General features: G+C 32.4%; 14 protein-coding genes and 1 pseudogene. 10 read left to right on the top strand and 5 right to left on the bottom strand.

What is annotated here, in order from left to right:
• Positions 1 to 8: 8 nt before the first annotated feature.
• Both QWY99_RS21155 and QWY99_RS21150 read right to left on the bottom strand, forming a co-directional pair.
• Positions 9 to 1886 (bottom strand): M1 family metallopeptidase, encoded by a 1878-nt coding sequence (locus QWY99_RS21155; protein ID WP_290267815.1) that lies wholly within the window; start codon positions 1884 to 1886, stop codon positions 9 to 11.
• Between the two features lie 62 nt (positions 1887 to 1948).
• A complete protein-coding gene (locus QWY99_RS21150) occupies positions 1949 to 3577 on the bottom strand; it encodes a S8 family peptidase (RefSeq protein WP_290267813.1) in 1629 nt (542 codons plus the stop codon).
• Positions 3578 to 3825: 248 nt separating this feature from the next.
• Between QWY99_RS21150 and QWY99_RS21145 the strand changes: the two genes are divergently transcribed.
• Positions 3826 to 7125: a T9SS type A sorting domain-containing protein gene (locus tag QWY99_RS21145; protein WP_290267811.1), complete on the top strand. Its 3300-nt coding sequence runs from the start codon at positions 3826 to 3828 to the stop codon at positions 7123 to 7125.
• Positions 7126 to 7127: 2 nt separating this feature from the next.
• On the top strand, positions 7128 to 7826 hold the full coding sequence (locus QWY99_RS21140; RefSeq protein WP_290267809.1) for a glycoside hydrolase family 78 protein: 699 nt from the start codon (positions 7128 to 7130) through the stop codon (positions 7824 to 7826).
• Positions 7827 to 7903: 77 nt separating this feature from the next.
• On the opposite strand, the gene QWY99_RS21135 is transcribed toward QWY99_RS21140, so the two are convergent.
• Both QWY99_RS21135 and QWY99_RS21130 read right to left on the bottom strand, forming a co-directional pair.
• A complete protein-coding gene (locus QWY99_RS21135) occupies positions 7904 to 8761 on the bottom strand; it encodes an MBL fold metallo-hydrolase (protein WP_290267807.1) in 858 nt (285 codons plus the stop codon).
• Between the two features lie 72 nt (positions 8762 to 8833).
• A complete protein-coding gene (locus QWY99_RS21130; RefSeq protein ID WP_290267805.1) occupies positions 8834 to 9757 on the bottom strand; it encodes a DUF8428 domain-containing protein in 924 nt (307 codons plus the stop codon).
• Positions 9758 to 10034: 277 nt separating this feature from the next.
• Between QWY99_RS21130 and QWY99_RS21125 the strand changes: the two genes are divergently transcribed.
• The 5 genes and pseudogenes from QWY99_RS21125 (at position 10035) to sufD (ending at position 14727) form a co-directional block, all read left to right on the top strand.
• On the top strand, positions 10035 to 10364 hold the full coding sequence (locus tag QWY99_RS21125) for a HesB/IscA family protein (RefSeq protein ID WP_129540185.1): 330 nt from the start codon (positions 10035 to 10037) through the stop codon (positions 10362 to 10364).
• Positions 10365 to 10554: 190 nt separating this feature from the next.
• Positions 10555 to 12003: a Fe-S cluster assembly protein SufB gene (sufB, locus tag QWY99_RS21120; RefSeq protein WP_290267803.1), complete on the top strand. Its 1449-nt coding sequence runs from the start codon at positions 10555 to 10557 to the stop codon at positions 12001 to 12003.
• Positions 12004 to 12174: 171 nt separating this feature from the next.
• Positions 12175 to 12921, top strand: coding sequence for a Fe-S cluster assembly ATPase SufC (gene sufC, locus QWY99_RS21115; protein ID WP_290267802.1), 747 nt, complete (start codon positions 12175 to 12177; stop codon positions 12919 to 12921).
• A 42-nt stretch (positions 12922 to 12963) separates the two neighbouring features.
• Positions 12964 to 13266, top strand: a pseudogene (locus tag QWY99_RS21110) (four helix bundle protein).
• Positions 13267 to 13410: 144 nt separating this feature from the next.
• Positions 13411 to 14727 carry a Fe-S cluster assembly protein SufD gene (sufD, locus tag QWY99_RS21105; protein ID WP_290267800.1) on the top strand — a complete coding sequence of 439 codons (1317 nt, stop codon included), beginning with the start codon at positions 13411 to 13413 and terminating at the stop codon, positions 14725 to 14727.
• A gap of 645 nt (positions 14728 to 15372) precedes the next feature.
• Here sufD and QWY99_RS21100 read toward each other — a convergent pair.
• A complete protein-coding gene (locus QWY99_RS21100; RefSeq protein ID WP_290267798.1) occupies positions 15373 to 16716 on the bottom strand; it encodes a serine hydrolase domain-containing protein in 1344 nt (447 codons plus the stop codon).
• A 220-nt stretch (positions 16717 to 16936) separates the two neighbouring features.
• Here QWY99_RS21100 and QWY99_RS21095 point away from each other — a divergent pair, with 220 nt between their 5' ends.
• From QWY99_RS21095 to QWY99_RS21085, 3 genes are read left to right on the top strand one after another with little or no spacing between them, the layout of a single operon-like run.
• The gene (locus tag QWY99_RS21095; RefSeq protein WP_290267796.1) at positions 16937 to 18151 is read left to right on the top strand and encodes an aminotransferase class V-fold PLP-dependent enzyme; all 1215 of its coding nucleotides are present in this window, start codon (positions 16937 to 16939) and stop codon (positions 18149 to 18151) included.
• Between the two features lie 13 nt (positions 18152 to 18164).
• On the top strand, positions 18165 to 18590 hold the full coding sequence (locus QWY99_RS21090; RefSeq protein ID WP_290267794.1) for a hypothetical protein: 426 nt from the start codon (positions 18165 to 18167) through the stop codon (positions 18588 to 18590).
• Positions 18591 to 18593: 3 nt separating this feature from the next.
• Positions 18594 to 19019 (top strand): SufE family protein, encoded by a 426-nt coding sequence (locus tag QWY99_RS21085; protein ID WP_290267792.1) that lies wholly within the window; start codon positions 18594 to 18596, stop codon positions 19017 to 19019.
• The last annotated feature ends 12 nt before the right edge of the window (positions 19020 to 19031 follow it).

The raw sequence follows: 19031 nt of genomic DNA, 5'->3' as shown, positions 1-19031 counted from the left end.
GATGAAGATTATTTCACTTCATATACATTATTTGTTGCTTTCACATCTGCCATTAACCCGCTTGGATCGATAGTGATTTTCTTGATAGTGCTTTTACTTTTGTCAATTGTAAAATTATAAGTAGGCATTGCCCAAGCCCAATCATTTAAAACTGTTCTTTTTACAGAAGGATCAGGGTTCTCTTTTATAAAATTCATCATTCGCAACGGAATATAAAAGCTCTCTTTAGTTCCATCTGTATATTCTACAGTTAAATCAATAGGCATTGGCATTCTTCCAATTCTTTCAAGAGTTACAACTGTTTTATTACCACTATCGCTCACTTCTTTGATGCCGTAATCAATTGTATTTGTAGTTTGCGTCCAATCTATTAAATACCAATCTAATTGAGCTCCAGAAACACGTTCAGCAGTTCTTTTGATATCATTAGGTGACGGGTGCTTAAATTTAAAGTCGTTATAATATCTTTTTACCGTAGCATCTAAATTATCCTGACCAATTACATAAGCCAACTGCGAAAGAAAGATACTTCCTTTTACATAAGATGAGATACTATAGGGTCTATTTTCATCATAACGGTCACCGTGTGTAGTTTGTGGCTGCTCTTTACCAGATGCAACTAAATTGTAATACGCTGCATAATTTCCTTTAAATGGGTTTACTTCTTTTTTATCCCCCTCTAATTCATTCAACGCCATATCTTCTACATAAGTTGTAAAACCTTCATCCATCCATGGGTGCTTAGACTCATTTGAAGCCAAAACATGTTGAAACCAAGCATGTCCTAATTCATGTGTTGCTGTACCTAACATTCCTTTTAAAGTTCCGTTACCCAACATCAAAGTACACATTGCATACTCCATTCCTCCATCTCCACCTTGAATAAATGAATATTGTTTGTACGGATATGGTCCAATTTTATGATTATAAAAATCCATTACTTTAACCATTAATGGCTGTAGATTTTTCCAATTCTCAATAATTTTCGGATTGTTTTTGTAAAAGAAATGCAAATCAACATCATTTGGTCCTTTTACTATATCATGAATATATTCATTATCAGCAGCCCAAGTAAAATCATGTACCATTGGCGCTACAAAATGCCATGTAAGTGTTTTTGCCTTTTTAGGATAAACTACAGTAACTCCAGTGTCTTGATATCCGTGACCAATTTCGTTTTTGTTCTGTAAATATCCTGAACCACCTATTGTATAGTCCTTATCGATTGTAATTTTTACATCAAAATTCCCCCAAACACCATGAAATTCTCTTGCGATATATGGATCTGCATGCCAGCCCTCGAAATCAAATTCGGCTAATTTAGGATACCATTGCGACATTGACAAAGCAACACCTTCTGTATTATTTCTTCCTGCACGACGAATTTGTACTGGAACCTGTCCATCAAATTCTAATGTAAAAGTAGTTTTTGAGTTTGGTAAAATTGGTTTAGCCAAAGTAACTTCCATAATTGTCCCCGAAGTTCTTGTTACAGCTGTTACCCCATCTTGCTTGAAATTAGTGATATTAAGATACCCCATTTCATTAGGCTTTAAAGTTTTCATACGGCTTTCCTTAACATCCTTACCGTCAACTTTTATCTTATTTATCATTCTCCCATCTGGGTCTTTAATCGTTTGGACTCTTGCATCCATCTCGCTTCCAGGTTGAAACGCATTAAAAAACAAATGATAAAAAACTTTTCGCAACGTATCTGGCGAATTATTGGTGTATTCCAATTCTTGTTTTCCTTTGTATAAATAGTTTTTTACATCCATCGATACATCCATTTTATAATCAACATGTTGTTGCCAATAAGGAGCATTTTGGGCAACCAGAGAACCAAAACTAAGGCTCAAAAAAGAAAGTAATATAATTTTACGCATGGTCTATATAATAAAAAATGGAAGGGTTGCCACCCTTCCATCGGATTAATATTCTTTACAATTTATTTTTTTGACATTTTTTCTGCCATCAATAATGCATTATAAGCATTCACCATTCTACGTGTTTTAGATGATTCAGCCGAAGAAACCGCTACTGGTTTTTCTTCTGGGTTTGGATTTTCACCTAAAAACACCATCTCAGGAAGTAAAACCCCAGAATTCATTAAAATATGTTTTACCTGCGGAGCAGTTAATCCTGGGTAATACGAACGAATTAAAGCCGCAACCCCAGCTGCGTTTGGCGCTGCCATCGAAGTTCCTTGCAAATACTTGTATTTGTTATTTGGAATTGTTGCATAGATTTCTTCACCTGGCGCAAAAACATCAACGTTTATTTTTCCAAAGTTAGAAAAACTAGCAACTACCTTTTCTCCATATACTTTGTTTATTGCACCAATTGTAATTAAGTTATCTGCAAATTCTTTAATGTTGTCTTCAGAGTCATTTGGATAATTAATATTTTTCTCAATATCAATATTGTATCCATCATTTCCAGCTGCATGCACAATTAGAACATCTTTTTTAGCAGCATATTTTATAGCATCGTAAACCCATTGTTTATGAGGAGAAAAACTCTTTCCAAAACTTCCGTTGATTACTTTTGCTCCATTATCTACAGCATAACGAATTGCCAATGCAATATCTTTATCGTACTCATCTCCATCTGGAACAGCTCTCACTGCCAAAATCTCAACATTATTAGCAACACCATCTCCACCTAAATTATTATGACGCAATTGAGCTACAATACCTGCTACGTGAGTTCCGTGTAATGCTTTATCTTTAACTGGCCCAATAACATTATTATTACCGTAGCGAGTATCTTTAATATCCTCTGGATTATCTCCTACAATTTTACGCCCATCAAATTCTTTATTCAAATTAAAATTTAACTGATCGTAAACATATTCTCTATACTCCTCTAAGCCAGCTTCAAAGTCAGGACCTGCATTAGTTAAAATTTGAGCCATTACATTCTTACTATTAATTATAGCTCGATCAACTGAAGTAATAACACTAAGATCTTCAAGTGTATATTTATCTTTCTTTAAATAATCTTTTATCGATTTATTTGCATCCAGATAAAAATCAATCATTTGTTTCTCTTGCAATGCCTTTTCATACTTTTCATTGTACATCGCCAATGCATCTTTGTATTGAGGAGATCCATCATCACCTTTCTTTACAATACGAGTAAGTTCTAAATTCTCACTTACAGCATCACCAAGAAAGTTCCAACCATGAACATCATCGATATAACCATTTTTATCATCATCGATTCCATTACCAGGAATTTCTTTTGCATTAGTCCAGATTTTCCCTTGTAAATCCTCGTGTTCAATATCAACACCTGAATCAACAATTCCTACTATTACTTTTACTCCTTTTTTATCTTTTAACAATTCGGCATACGCCTTATCAACACTCATCCCCGGAATAGTATCTTTTACTAAATCCAGATGACTCCATCTTTTCAATTCATTCTCTGTAAGGGGAGCATTTTTTTTAATAATTGCAGGAGCAATTTCAACAACTGGAGGTGTTGTAATTGATGCTTGTTTTGTAGCGCCACAACCTGCTAAAACCATTAGCGCAAAAGCAGACATGTAAATAGGCTTGATACTATTCATTTATAATAAATTTAATAAAAGTTAAAATACGGGTCTAATTTATGATTTTTTGTTACAAAAAAAAGACAGATTAACACACTGTTAGGAATCTTCTTCAATCTTTTTTTATCAAACTAGAAACCGTTCAAATATAATCATTCTTTAGAAATGAAGATAAATGAATTTAATTGCTACCTGATAAATAAAAATTTAACAAGAAATAATTTGTATTTTCGTATCATTGCAAGTTCAAATCGTAAACTAAATCTATGAAAACAAAACTACTTTTATTGCTGTTATTGGCAAATTTTACAATTCATGCACAGACGAACTTAGTTCCCAATGGGAATTTCGAAACCTGGACTTCTTCCAATCAACCAAATAACTGGTACCCTTTCTTTAGTGGCTTTGTTTCACAAAGTACAATCGCACAAAACGGAAAATCAAGTACTAACATGATGGTTGCCAGCGGAACTTTCACGTATATTAATAGCGAATATTTTCCTATACAAGCAAACAAAACCTATCGTGTAACAGTATACCACAAAACTGTAAAAGGAACATTTTCTTCTATCGATTTAAGCCTGTATCACAAACCAGGCACTTTTAAGGAGAAAGTAACTCAAAAATCTGATGTTACTTTTTCTACCACAGAATGGAGAAAAATTGAGTTTGAATACACTTCAAAAATATCAGAAAACATAGAAGTAGATATCTGGACAACAGGAACACTTAATTCTGAAATTTTGGTTGACAATGTATCTGTTGTAGATATTGCAGATGTTCCCGTACAATACACTTTGATTCCAGACGTGAATTTCGAAAAAAAATTAATTTCCATGGGATTCGATTCTGGAGAAGTAGATGGAAAAGTATTGACTAGCGACATTAAATCATTAAGAACCTTATATATTTCAGGTAGCAACATTTCAGATCTTACAGGAATTCAAGATTTTACTGCATTAACTACACTGGAAGTTTCTTCAAATAAATTAACAAGCATAGATATCTCTAAAAATACAGCTTTAGAATCGCTTAATTGTGGCTGGAATTCTTTAGCTACTCTAGATATTTCAAACAATTTAGCATTAACCGACCTATCTTGCTACTATAATAATCTAAAAACTATCGATGTTAGTAAACAGATCAATTTAAGGTATTTAAGTTGTGGTGGAAATGGATTAACCTCTTTAGACATTAACAAAAACATTAACTTAGTCAATTTAAGTTGTTATACAAACAAACTGACCACAATAGACACCTCTAAAAACATTTATTTAGAAACAATTGACTGTATTCAAAATCAAATAACATACCTTGATCTTTCTAACAACACAAAGTTAAGACGTTTAGAATGCTATAGTAACGACCTAACGACTTTAAATTTATCTAAAAATCTAAATTTAATTTACTTAGAATGCCAATATAATGCTTTAGAAACACTAGACGTTTCCAAAAATATAGCATTAATACAATTTGACGCTAGTCATAATCCAACCTTAAAGGAAGTAAATTTGAAGAACGGGAAAAATACCCTTATAAAATCAGACAAGTTATCACTTACTGCAAACCCTAGTTTAACTTGTGTACTTGTTGATGATGTTGCTTATGCTAATACCAATTGGATAAAAAGAAAAGATCCTGTTGCGAAATTCTCTGAGTCAATTTGTTCAACACCTGAATACACATTAATTCCCGATGCAAATTTTGAGAAATCTTTAATTAAAAAAGGGATTGACGGAGTTGAAGACGGTAAAGTACTTACTCGTGCAATTAACACCATTACAACATTAGACCTAAGCGATTATTACACCAACTTAGAAATCAAAGACTTAACAGGAATACAAGATTTTATAGCTCTTGAAAATCTAAAATTACCTTACAATGGAAAAGGTAAGCTAACTAGTATTGATGTTTCTAAAAACCTAAAATTAAAAGTATTAAATTGTGAACAAAACGAATTAACAAGCTTAGATGTTTCTAAAAACCTAGCTTTAACAGAGCTAAATGTCTATTATAATAAATTAACAACTTTAGATATTTCTAAAAACTTAGCTTTAACAAAGGTAAATGTCTCTTATAACAAATTAACAAACATAGATGTTGCTAAAAACTTAGCTTTAACAGAGCTAAATGTCACTTATAATAAATTAACAACTTTAGATGTTACTAAAAATTTAGCCTTGACGAACTTACATTGTTCAGCGGCTGGTAGTAATAATGAAAATTCAAGTCAGAGTACACTAACAAGCTTGGATCTTTCAAAAAATATCGCATTAGAATATTTAAATGCTAGTCAAAATAAAAACATTAAAGGTTTTGATCTATCAAATAATATAAATTTAACCTCTATATCAGTAGGCTACAACAACCTAACAACGATTGATTTTACGGCAAACAAAAAACTAACATACCTTAACTGCGAAGCTAATTTACTAAAAACCTTAGACCTTACTAAACATCCTCAATTAGAAAAATTATTCTGTGGAAACAATGATATAAACTATTTAGAGACTAAGGCATTGCCAAATTTAAAGCAATTGCATGGTGAACGTATGAGCCTAACTAATATAGATTTCAGCAAGAATCCATTATTAGAAATCGCATATGTTTCTGATAATATGTTAACATCTTTAGACTTTTCAAGTAATCCTAATTTAAAACAACTTATTTGTAGTAGTAATGACTTAATGAAACTAAACATAAAGAATGGAGGCAATGCTAAATTTAATAATTCTTATTATAACAGTTTTGCCAACAACCCTAATTTATCTTGCATAACAGTTGATGACGTTACATACTCTAATAATACTTGGGCTAAATATAAAGACGCAAGCGCTAGTTATAACACTCAATGCGATTTTAGCCTTCCTTCAAATAACTATACTATTGAGTCAAAAGGAGAATCTTGCGTTAACGAAAACAACGGTGAAATTAGTATAACAGCAAATGCTAAGTTACCTTACACCGCTAGTATAAATGGAAAACCATACACTTTTACAAACAACACTTTAACTGCTTCTAACCTTAGCCCTGGAGCTTACAATATTATTATCTCAATAGCTGGAGAAAAATACGAACAAAGCTTTAATGTTAGTATCGCCAAGGCAACAACCATTTCTGGAACATCCAACATAACCGCTAGAAAAGTTGATGTTGAAATTACAGCAGGAACAGCGCCTTTCACCGTTTTTGTAGATGGTCAAGCGCAGTTTCAGACAACCGATCCTAATTTCTCTTTAGATTTAAACAAAGGTGGCTTAATAGAAGTAGCAACAGCTAAAGTTTGTGAAGGTGTATTTTCTAAAAGAATTACGTCATTGGATGCTATAAGAAGTTTAGCTGCTTATCCCAATCCAACATCTGGAAATTTTGAAATCGATGTCCCAACGAATAAAAAGGAAATCAAAATAGAAGTTTACAATTTCGGAGGTCAATTGGTTTCTACTAAAAATTATAACATCGAAGATGGAAAAGCATATTTAAATATCGAAAACCAAGCTTCTGGAATTTATGCTGTTAAAATCTATTTAGACACTCCAGAATACATTAAAATTATAAAAAAATAAAAATGAAAAATTTAATATACTTATCAATCATCAGTATTTTGTTTATTTCTTGCGGTGGCGGTGGTGAAGACGATCCTGTAACTCCAGGAGTTGTAAACGTAGCACCTACTGTACCAGCTTTAACTAGTCCTGCTGATAATAAATTGTGCGTAGACAATACCGTTTCTTTTAAATGGGACAAAGCTACAGATGCAAACAATGACGCTATAACCTATCAAATTCAAATTTCAAAAGACAATACTTTTGCTAAAATTGATAAAAATTTTGAAGGAGCCGATAATAACACCTCGCTTGTATTAGACAAAAACACAGCCTATTATTGGAGGATAAAAGCATTTGATAACAAAGGATTAGCAAGTGCTTATTCTACAGTTTACAAATTTTATACCGCGGGAGATGCTGTGGTAAATCATTTACCTTTTGCACCAAGTTTACTGCATCCAACCTTAAACAGCACTCTGAGCACTGCTACTGCTTCCTTAAAATGGGATGCAACAGATGTTGATGCAACAGATATTCTAACTTATGATGTCTATTTCGGAACTACAAACCCACCTACCAAAAAAATAGCTGAAAACATAGCAGCAAAGGTACTTGATGTAACATTAGAACCTACAAAAGAATATTTTTGGAGAGTTATTGTAAAAGACAATAAAGGAGGAGAAACTGTTGGTCAGGTATGGAAGTTTAAATCCAATTAATAAAAACAAAAAACATAATAAAAAAATCCCGTTTTCAAAGTTTGAAAACGGGATTTTTTTAATATTTAATAGTTACATTAAAAAATCTCTTCACAAATAAAAACATTCTTTAATCGAACTCCTTTTTCAGTATGCTCTACTGTTATTATCTGGTTATGTGCATCATGTTCTAGAAATAAATAGTAATTATTATCAGCTGCTGCGTTCAGAAATTTTGATTTTTCAGGCATCGTCAATAATGGTCTTGTATCATATCCCATAACATAGGGCAACGGAATATGTCCAGCTGTTGCCAATAAATCGGCACAAAAAACAATCGTTTTATCTTGATACTGGATGTGCGGAATCATTTGCTTTTCGGTATGTCCATCGGCAAAGAAAATTCCGAAACCAAGTTCAGACGTTGAAAGAAAATCTGTTTCGGGTCTTTTTATAAAATTCAATTGTCCACTTTCTTGCATTGGCAAAATATTTTCAGACAAAAAAGAAGCTTTCTCACGAGCATTCGGTTTTATTGCCCAATCCCAGTGACTGTCGTTACTCCAATATTTAGCATTTTTAAAAGCTGGTTCATAACCCGTTTTATCAGAATTCCACTGTACACTTCCACCGCAATGGTCAAAATGCAAATGAGTCATGAATATATCTGTTATATCATCACGATGAAAACCATATTTTGCCAACGATTTATCTATCGAATGATTTCCCCAAAGCGAATAATAGCCAAAAAACTTTTCTGACTGTTTATCTCCCATTCCTGTATCAATCAAAATAAGTCGGTCGCCATCTTCGATAAGCAAACATCTTGCAGCAATATCAATCAAATTATTTGCGTCGGCAGGATTCGTTTTATTCCAAATTGTTTTAGGCACAACACCAAACATGGCACCTCCATCTAATTTAAAATTTCCTGATTCTATTGGGTAAAGCTTCATTGTATATCAATTTATAAGATAAAACAAAGCTAGGAAATCAAAATCCCTTTTACTAAAAAACAGGGATCAAAATTATCCCAACACTATCGAAGCCGTTCCCACAAGTTCGTCTTTATCAAAAAAGTTAACAAAATAAACTCCTTTTTGAAACTTCCTGCCTCTTGTATTTAAAATTCCATAAACAGAAACAGGCTTGTGTTGAAAATCTACAGCAACTATAAAACTATAAACCAAAGCCGAATTCTCATCAAACTCAATTAGTTTATTCTCACCAAGAACAAAATTATCCTGATCTAAAACTTGAACATAAAAAACTTTCTTTCCTGTTTTAGCAATAGAATTTCCATTAATAGAGAAACTAGCTTTCAGCTTTTCGGCCTTGCTTCCTTTATTCGTTTCTAATTCTTCTCCTGATCTTTTATCTCTTAATGCTACAACCTTAAAATTACTTAAAGTTAATTTTGAAGCAGTTTTTAAAGTCGATTCAAGTTCTTTTTGTTTTGACACCAATGTATCGTATACTCGCTTATTCTTATCTATTCTAACATTTTGGCCTTCAATCTCTGTCAATAATTTTTTATTATGATTTTTAAGTTGATTGATTTCTAAAACTTTAGCATTCAACATACTTTTCAATCCCAAAAGTTGTTTCCTGTAAACTTCAATTTGAGAAGAAGAAGGTTTTTCTGAAGCCTTAACAATTTCCATTAAATTTTCGACATTTTTCCTCTCTAACTCTAATTGTTCTGATAATGCGGTTTTTTCTAAAATTGCAACATCATAATCTAATTTCAGAGAGGTTAAAGAATCTAATATGTTTTGTTTGTTGCTGTCTTTCTGATTTACCTTACCTACGTTTGTTGTATTCTCTAAAGCCTTTGTATCGTTTTCAGCAAGTTCATCCGAATCATTCTTGACAACAAAAGCAACACCCAAGCCAGAAATCAATACTATTACAAAAAATTTCAACCAATTATTTAGACCTTTTTCTCTCATGCTTACACCGTGTTTTTTTTTGCAAAAGTATCCTACTCCAATCATTAATTACTACGTATAAATACGTGTTTTTACTTAATAAATAAACAATACTAACTAGTGTTTTTAACTTAAAAATTAGAAAATCTATTTCTTAGCCTGAAACAATGTCTTACAAATTCACTATCCTAAATAAGTATTATCTATTTTAACATTTGTTATAATAATGTGAACCGCTATGGAAAAAGGTTTTTATATATTATCTTTGCGAACAATTTAGACAATAATCTATATAACAATGATAAAGGTTTCTGATTCTGCCAAAAAGAAAATTATCGACTTAATGAAAGACGATGGTTTTGATGCCGCACATGACTACGTAAGAGTAGGCGTGAAAAGTGGTGGGTGCTCCGGTTTATCATACGACTTAAAATTTGACAAAACCAAAGGGGACGACGATAAAATATTCATAGATAACGACATAACTATTGCTGTCGAAAAAAAATCATTTCTATATTTAGCTGGAACAATATTAGAGTTTTCAGGTGGATTAAACGGAAAAGGTTTTGTATTTAATAATCCAAACGCGAGTAGAACTTGTGGTTGTGGTGAATCTTTTTCTCTATAAATCAGTTAAAGAATTTTAAAATTAAATTATTTAAGGTTTACAAAATCGACAAATAATCTAAAACGAATTCTTTAAAAAACTGAAACACTTTATAGAAGGATTAAATTCGAAAATTCGAATCAAATAAATGATTAAAAAATTTCAAAAGCATTATTCAAAATTTGAGTTTTTCAATCTTTAAATTTATACAATGAGTAAATACACTGAAGACGATTTAAAAATCGAACTCGAAACTAAAGAATACGAATACGGATTTTATACAGATATAGAATCGGAAACGTTTCCTATTGGGCTAAACGAAGATATTGTTCGTGCCATTTCTCTAAAAAAAGAAGAACCACAATGGATGACCGACTGGCGTATTGAGGCTTTTCGTGCATGGCAAGAAATGATTGAACCAGAATGGGCAAATGTACATTATCAAAAACCCGATTTTCAGGCTATCTCTTACTACTCTGCTCCAAAACAAGTAGATCCAAATAAAACATTAGACGATGTCGATCCAGAACTTCTAGAAATGTACAAAAAGTTAGGAATCTCTGTCGACGAACAAAAAATGATGAACAATGTCGCTATGGATATCGTAGTTGACTCTGTTTCTGTTGCTACTACTTTCAAAAAGACATTAGGAGAAAAAGGAATTATTTTCTGTCCGATTTCTGAAGCAATAAAAGAACATCCTGAATTAGTTCGTAAATATCTCGGAACAGTTGTACCACAAAAAGATAATTTTTACGCAGCATTAAATTCTGCAGTTTTCTCTGATGGATCATTCTGTTATATTCCAAAAGGAGTTCGTTGTCCAATGGAACTTTCTACTTATTTCCGAATCAATCAAGCAGGAACTGGTCAATTCGAAAGAACATTAGTTATTGCTGACGAAGGAAGTTATGTATCTTACTTAGAAGGATGTACTGCACCAAGTCGTGATGAAAACCAATTACACGCTGCTGTTGTAGAGCTAATTGCTCTTGACGATGCAGAGATTAAATACTCAACAGTTCAAAATTGGTACCCAGGTAACAAAGAAGGAAAAGGTGGAGTTTTTAATTTCGTGACCAAAAGAGGTTTATGCGAAACTAACGCAAAAATTTCATGGACTCAAGTAGAAACTGGTTCTGCTGTAACTTGGAAATACCCTTCTTGTGTATTAAAAGGAGACAATTCAGTAGGTGAATTTTATTCAATTGCTGTTACCAATAACTTCCAACAAGCAGATACTGGAACTAAAATGATTCATTTAGGAAAAAACACTAAATCAACTATCATATCTAAAGGTATTTCGGCTGGAAAATCACAAAATAGCTACCGTGGATTAGTACAAATAAGTGCTCGTGCAGATAATGCAAGAAACTTTTCGCAATGTGATTCCCTTTTAATGGGGAACAATTGTGGCGCACATACTTTCCCTTATATCGAAAGCAAAAACCCTTCTGCAAAAATAGAACACGAAGCTACAACAAGTAAAATTGGTGAAGACCAAGTATTTTACTGTAACCAACGTGGAATTCCAACTGAAAAAGCAATTGCATTAATCGTAAACGGATTTAGTAAAGATGTTTTAAATAAATTGCCGATGGAATTTGCTGTAGAAGCACAAAAATTATTAGAAATTTCTTTGGAAGGTTCTGTGGGTTAAAACGTTTAAAGTTTCAGGTTTAAAGTCTACAAAACATACTTTTTACTTCATAATAGAAACTGTTCACTATAACCTAAATTGAAAATAAATAGTTTAAACAAGAAAAATTTTAAAGTAGCCATTCTTAATAAAACAAAGAACTTGGAACTTTAAATTTTAAACAAAAATAATATGTTAAGTATAAAAAACCTTCACGCCTCAATTGGTGACAAAGAAATCCTTAAAGGAATAAACATAGAAGTTAAAGCTGGCGAAGTACATGCCATCATGGGACCAAATGGTTCTGGAAAAAGTACTCTTTCAGCAGTAATTGCTGGAAACGAAAACTATGAAGTAACACAAGGTGACGTTTTCCTTGACGGAGAAGATTTAGCTGATTTAGCACCAGAAGAAAGAGCACACAAAGGTGTTTTTCTTTCATTTCAATATCCAGTAGAAATCCCAGGAGTTAGCGTAACTAACTTTATGAGAACTGCAATCAACGAAACTCGTAAAGCAAACGGTCAAGAAGAAATGCCGGCTAACGAAATGCTAAAAGTAATTCGTGAGAAATCAGAATTATTAGAAATCGATCGTAAATTTTTATCACGTTCTCTTAACGAAGGATTCTCAGGTGGAGAGAAAAAACGTAATGAAATTTTTCAAATGGCTATGTTGGAGCCAAAATTAGCAATCCTTGACGAAACTGACTCAGGTCTTGATATCGATGCATTAAGAATTGTTGCTAACGGTGTAAACAAACTAAAAAGCGACAAAAATGCAATTATAGTTATCACACACTACCAACGTTTATTAGATTATATCGTTCCTGATTTTGTTCACGTTCTTTACAATGGTAAAATTGTAAAATCGGGAGGAAAAGAACTTGCTTACGAGCTTGAAGAAAAAGGATACGACTGGATTAAAGCGGAGAACTAAATTAGTTTTTAAAGTCGAAAGTCATAAAGTCAAAAGAAGATTATGAGTAAATTTAACTCTTTCGAAGAAATTAATTCTTGGCAAAAATCAAGAATCCTCAACAAAAGAATTTACCAAATTACCGAAAACTCTAACTTCAAGAAAGACTTTGATTTTGTTAGACAAATTAGACGAGCAACAATCTCTATATCATCAAATATAGCATAAGGTTTTGAAAGAAATACAGACAAAGAGTTTGTCTATTTCTTATACGTAGCAAAAGCTTCAGCAGGAGAAGTTCGTTCTCAATTATATTTAGCTTTTGATTTAGAATACATTAAAAAAAAGAATTTGAAACTTTATTAGAGTCGGTAACCGAAATATCGAAATTATTAAGTGGTTTCATTAAATACTTAGAATCTAGCCGTAGAGTTTAAAAGTCAAAAATTACCATAAGGGCACTTGACATTAAGACTTTAAGACATGCGACTTTAAGACTAAAAATTAAAAATGGATTTAAAAGAAAAATTAGTATCGTCTTTTATGGCTTTTGAAGAACGTGTAGATGTCCATACAGACCTTCACGAAATCAGAACACAAGCGATAAAAAACTTCGAGAATAAAGGTTTTCCAACCAAAAAAGAAGAAGCTTGGAAATATACATCGTTAAATGCCATCTTAAAAAATGACTTTTCCGTATTTCCAAAACAAGAAAATGCAATCGAATTTAATCATGTAAAAAAATATTTTATACATGAAATAGACACCTATAAAGTAGTATTTATTGATGGTGTTTTTAGTTCGCATTTATCTTCTACAACTCATGATGGAATCGACGTTTGCTTAATGTCTTCGGCATTGACCAAACCTAAGTATAAAATGATAATTGATAAATACTTCAATCAAATTGCTAATACAGAAGATAGTTTAACTTCTCTAAATACAGCATTTGCTATTGAAGGAGCGTATATCAATATTCCAAAAAAGAAAGTTGCTGATAAACCTATCGAGATTATGTATTTCTCAACAGGAACTGAAACAGCACTAATGGTTCAACCAAGAAACTTAGTAATTGTAGGAGAGAATTCTCACGTACAAATTATTGAGCGTCACCAGAGCTTAAACGAAAATCCTGTTTTAACTAATTCAGTTACCGAGATTTTTGCTCAAAAACGTGCCATTATCGATTATTACAAAATCCAAAATGACAATAGCGAAGCTAATTTAATTGACAATACTTACGTTTCACAACAACAAGAAAGTCATGCATCGGTTCACACGTTTTCATTTGGTGGAAATTTAACTCGTAACAACTTGAATTTTTATCACTTTGGTGAAAGACTAACAAGTACATTAAACGGAATAACTATTATAGGTGAGAAACAACACGTAGATCACTATACATTAGTTAAACATTCTACTCCAAATTGCGAAAGCTTCCAAGATTACAAAGGAATCTTCACAGACCGTTCGGTAGGAGTTTTTAATGGAAAAGTATTGGTTGAAAAAATAGCTCAAAAAACAAATGCATTCCAAAAAAGTAACAATATCTTATTAAGTGATAAAGCAAGTATAAATGCTAAACCACAACTAGAGATTTTTGCAGATGATGTTAAATGTTCTCACGGTTGTACAATTGGACAACTAGATGAAACAGCTATGTTCTACATGCAATCACGTGGAATTCCTCAAAAAGAAGCAAAAGCTTTACTAATGTATGCATTCTCAAATGCCGTTATCGAAAGCATCAAAATACCAGAATTAAAAAAACGAATCACCACAATTATCGCTAGCAAATTAGGCGTGAAAATGGGTTTTGATTTATAATACATAATCGCAAAGTTCGCGAGGGTTACGCAAAGACCGCAAAGTTTATATGCTTTGCGGTCTTTTTTTTATAAAAAACTTAACCCTACAATGAGCTAGTAAATTAGGCGTGAAAAGGAGAATTGATTTATGAAAAATTTAACCGAAAGTCTTGTGAAAATTTAACCGCAAAGTTCGTGAGGGTTTTCGCAAAGTCCGCAAAGTTTATATGCTTTGCGGTCTTTTTTTTATAAAAAACTTAACCCTACAATGAGCTAGTAAATTAGGCGTGAAAAGGGGAATTGATTTATGAAAAATTTAACCGAAAGTCTTGTGAAAATTTGACCGCAAAGTTCGCGAGGGTTTTCGCAAAGTCCGCAAAGTTTATATGCTTTGCGGACTTTTTTTTATAAAAAACTTAACTACAACAATAAGTCAACTGGACTTAGCGCACTTTGCGATTTCTTCACTTTGCGAACTTTGCGGTAATTTCACATAAAACTTATCTATAATAATGACTCAGCCCTACTTAGCGAACTTTGCGATTAAATTTTTCATAAAACTTAACTACAACAACAAATCAACTGGACTTTGTGAACTTTGCGGTAATTTTCCATAAAAAACCAACATCGTCAATGAGTTAAATGAACTTTTCGATTAAATTATCTACTTAATAGAAGAAACTATCTCCTTCAAAAAAGTATTAAAATTAAAATCAAGATCATCCGTTAAACCCATTCTTACTATCACTAAATCTAGAGACGGAATAATAAACACTTTTTGTCCTTGAAATCCGCTACAATAAAACATATCCTTAGGAGCGTCTTTGTACTTACCGCCTGCATTAAGCCAAAATTGAGCACCATAATCCCCTTTTGAAGTATTGGTTGGAGTAGATACATATTTCACCCAACTTTCATCAAGAATTTGCTCTCCTTGCCAGTTACCTTTATGCAAATACAACAAACCGAATTTAGACCAATCTCTAGTAGTAGCCCAAGCATAAGAAGACCCCACATAATTCCCAACCATATCAGTTTCAATAACAGTAGAATTCATTCCGATTTTATCTATCAAAGCAGCATACCAAAAATCAAGATATTCCTGATGTGTCTTAAATTGCTTTCTCAAAATAGCGGACAACAAATTACTTGTGCCCGAAGAGTAATTCCAATGTGTATCAGGTTTAAACAAAGCCGGCTTTTCTAGTTGTACTTTTGCCATATCTTCTGATTCGAAAAGCATAATGGTTGCATCACAAATCGTATTGTAATTCTCTACCCATTCTAAACCAGAATTCATATGAAGCAAATCGTTAGTAGTTATTATTTTGCGTTCATCATTTTGCCATTCAGCAATTGGAGCAGGTTTATAAATATCAAATTTCTTTTGTTTTTGAAGCACACCAAACATTGTTCCTGTTATACTTTTGGTCATAGACCATCCGAGTAACTTGCTGTTTTTAGAAAATCCTGTATCATATTTTTCAGCTATCAGTTTGTCTTTATACAATACTAAAACAGATCTTGTTCTTTTATTTTTTTCACCCGCCACATCAAATGCATTTACAACCGCTTTTTCTAATTTGGCATAATCAACAGTAGCGAACACAGTATCTTTAGGTTCTTTATCTCCATAAGGAAAAGGCAAATCGTTAACCAATTTTGTTCTTTTGGGAACCAAGTACGGTTTAGATGTATCGAAATTATCATTAATTAAAGTAGCGCCAATCCCCTCTCTATAAATTGCTTTACGTTCTTTTAACCCATAAACATTAGATATTGCAAATTTCCCTTCTTCATTAATCTTACTAGTTGCCAAGTTAAGCAAAGGAATATCATTATCTCCTTGTTCTATTGATTCCAGAGTCCGATTATCTATAAAATGACACGAAGCAATACTTTTTGAGGTGAAGCCAGAAATTAAATCAAGTTTGGGATAAGTAGTAAATCTGAAATAAATAATTATGACAACCAGAAGAAGAACAAGTAATTTTAAGATTTTTTTCATATTAGTACCGATTTATATACACTGCAATATAACCATAATTTTTTCACAAATTAACTTTTAAAACACTCAAAATCAAAGACAAGAAGCATAAAAATATCAAATATGCAAAACAATATAGTTTTTTATAGGATTATCTAAAAGGAAAAAGGAAATTTATCAATTACTGGATAAACCAATTTAGTTTTAGTACTTTTGTACGTAGAATTTTTCTAAATAAGATATGCTAGATATTCATAAAATAAGAGCAGAGTTTCCGATACTTTCAGAAAAAGTAAATGGGAAACCTTTGGTATATTTTGACAATGGAGCTACATCACAAAAACCACAAGTTGTGATTGATGCTATTTCAAAATATTACCAAGAAATTAATGCAAACATACACCGAGGAGTACACACTTTAAGCCAGTTAGCAACAGATGCTTACGAAATTTCAAGAGTAAAAATCCAACATCATATAAATGCCAAACATTTACACGAAGTATTATTTACTTCAGGTACAACGCACGGAATCAATTTAGTTGCAAACGGTTTTGCTGCTATATTAAAACCAGGAGACGAAGTAATCGTTTCAGCATTAGAGCATCATAGTAATATTGTGCCTTGGCAAATGTTATGTGAGAAAACAGGCGCTATTCTGAAAGTGATTCCTATGAATCAAGACGGAGAGCTTATCATAAGCGAATACGAATCGTTGTTATCAGAAAAAACAAAAATCGTTACTGTAAATCATATTTCTAATGCATTGGGAACCATCAATCCTATAAAACATATGATTGAGAAAGCGCATGCTGTAGGCGCAGCCGTTTTAATTGACGGCGCACAAGCCGTACCACATTTAAAACCAGACGTATTGGATTTAGATTGTGACTTTTATGCTTTTTCAGGCCACAAAATGTGTGGACCAACAGGAACAGGTATTTTATACGGAAAAGAAAGCTGGTTAAACAAATTACCTCCTTATCAAGGTGGTGGTGAAATGATAAAAGAAGTTACTTTCGAAAAAACCACTTATGCTGATTTACCACACAAGTTTGAAGCAGGAACTCCAAATATAGCGGGGGGAATTGTGCTAGGAACTGCGGTAGACTACATGAATAGTATAGGTTTTGAGAACATTCAACAACAAGAAAAAGAATTACTAGCACATGCTACTAAACAATTACTTGAAATTGAAGGTTTAAAAATCTACGGAACTGGTAAAGAAAAAGCTTCAGTTATATCATTTAATATCAATGGAATTCATCCTTTTGACATTGGTTCAATAATTGATAAATTAGGAATTGCAGTACGTACTGGTCACCATTGTACACAACCAATAATGAATTATTTTGGAATCCCTGGAACTGTAAGAGCTTCTTTTTCTTTTTACAATACAAAAGAAGAAATTGATTTAATGGTCGAAGCAGTTAAAAAAGCCAAAACAATGTTATCTTAATCTAACCAAAACTATGAAAATACTATCATTATTATTTCTGACACTTTTTATTGGAAGCAGTTGTGCAAGCCAGAAAAATGTAGACATGAACACTGTAGAGATAGTATATTCTGCTGTTTCTCGTGGTTATTACCAAAAGGTAGTAGTTAAAAATCAGATGGTATCGATTACCAAAGCCAGAGGTGAGGAAGCTGTTACAAACAAAATCAGTGGAGCACATTGGGCAAGAATCGTCTCTGAATTAAAAAAAATAAATTTAGAAAGCATTCCGCAACTTAAAGCACCAACCGAAAAGCGCTTTTATGACGGAGCTGCCGTTGCGAATTTAAGAATAATAAAAAATGGAAAAAAATACGAAACCAATGGTTTTGACGATGGTTTTCCTCCAGCAGAAATAGAAAAACTAGTGACTTTATTAGTTGCTTTTACTCAAGAATAAAACATGACAATAAAAGAAATACAAAACGAAATAGTCGAAGAATTCTCAATGTTCGATGACTGGATGCAACGTTACGAGTATATAATCGAACTAGGAAAAAATCTACCATTAATAAAAGAAGAATACAAAACTGAAGAGAACTTGATTAAAGGTTGTCAGTCTAAAGTATGGCTTCAAGGAGAACAGAATGGTGACAAGATTGTTTTTACAGCCGATAGCGATGCTATTTTAACCAAAGGAATCATTGCAATCTTAATTAGAGCTTTCTCTAATCAAAAAGCAGAAGATATCTTAAAAGCGGATGTAGATTTTATTGATGAAATTGGCTTGAAAGAACATTTATCTGCAACTCGTGCAAACGGCTTAGTCTCGATGATAAAAAACATTAAAATGTACGCCTTAGCATTCGATACAAAAAACAAAAAATAAACAAAAACAACT

The sequence above is a fragment of the Flavobacterium branchiarum genome (assembly GCF_030409845.1).
Taxonomy (GTDB): domain Bacteria; phylum Bacteroidota; class Bacteroidia; order Flavobacteriales; family Flavobacteriaceae; genus Flavobacterium; species Flavobacterium branchiarum.
Note: the sequence above shows the minus strand (reverse complement) of the source record. Positions and strands in the feature narration are given on the sequence as shown.

What these genes read in the sequence shown, in the direction of transcription:
- QWY99_RS21155 (WP_290267815.1), bottom strand. Translation starts at nt 1,886, where the DNA reads ATGCGTAAAATTATATTACTTTCTTTTTTGAGCCTTAGTTTTGGTTCT.
- QWY99_RS21150 (WP_290267813.1), bottom strand. Translation starts at nt 3,577, where the DNA reads ATGAATAGTATCAAGCCTATTTACATGTCTGCTTTTGCGCTAATGGTT.
- QWY99_RS21145 (WP_290267811.1), top strand. Translation starts at nt 3,826, where the DNA reads ATGAAAACAAAACTACTTTTATTGCTGTTATTGGCAAATTTTACAATT.
- QWY99_RS21140 (WP_290267809.1), top strand. Translation starts at nt 7,128, where the DNA reads ATGAAAAATTTAATATACTTATCAATCATCAGTATTTTGTTTATTTCT.
- QWY99_RS21135 (WP_290267807.1), bottom strand. Translation starts at nt 8,761, where the DNA reads ATGAAGCTTTACCCAATAGAATCAGGAAATTTTAAATTAGATGGAGGT.
- QWY99_RS21130 (WP_290267805.1), bottom strand. Translation starts at nt 9,757, where the DNA reads ATGAGAGAAAAAGGTCTAAATAATTGGTTGAAATTTTTTGTAATAGTA.
- QWY99_RS21125 (WP_129540185.1), top strand. Translation starts at nt 10,035, where the DNA reads ATGATAAAGGTTTCTGATTCTGCCAAAAAGAAAATTATCGACTTAATG.
- sufB (WP_290267803.1), top strand. Translation starts at nt 10,555, where the DNA reads ATGAGTAAATACACTGAAGACGATTTAAAAATCGAACTCGAAACTAAA.
- sufC (WP_290267802.1), top strand. Translation starts at nt 12,175, where the DNA reads ATGTTAAGTATAAAAAACCTTCACGCCTCAATTGGTGACAAAGAAATC.
- sufD (WP_290267800.1), top strand. Translation starts at nt 13,411, where the DNA reads ATGGATTTAAAAGAAAAATTAGTATCGTCTTTTATGGCTTTTGAAGAA.
- QWY99_RS21100 (WP_290267798.1), bottom strand. Translation starts at nt 16,716, where the DNA reads ATGAAAAAAATCTTAAAATTACTTGTTCTTCTTCTGGTTGTCATAATT.
- QWY99_RS21095 (WP_290267796.1), top strand. Translation starts at nt 16,937, where the DNA reads ATGCTAGATATTCATAAAATAAGAGCAGAGTTTCCGATACTTTCAGAA.
- QWY99_RS21090 (WP_290267794.1), top strand. Translation starts at nt 18,165, where the DNA reads ATGAAAATACTATCATTATTATTTCTGACACTTTTTATTGGAAGCAGT.
- QWY99_RS21085 (WP_290267792.1), top strand. Translation starts at nt 18,594, where the DNA reads ATGACAATAAAAGAAATACAAAACGAAATAGTCGAAGAATTCTCAATG.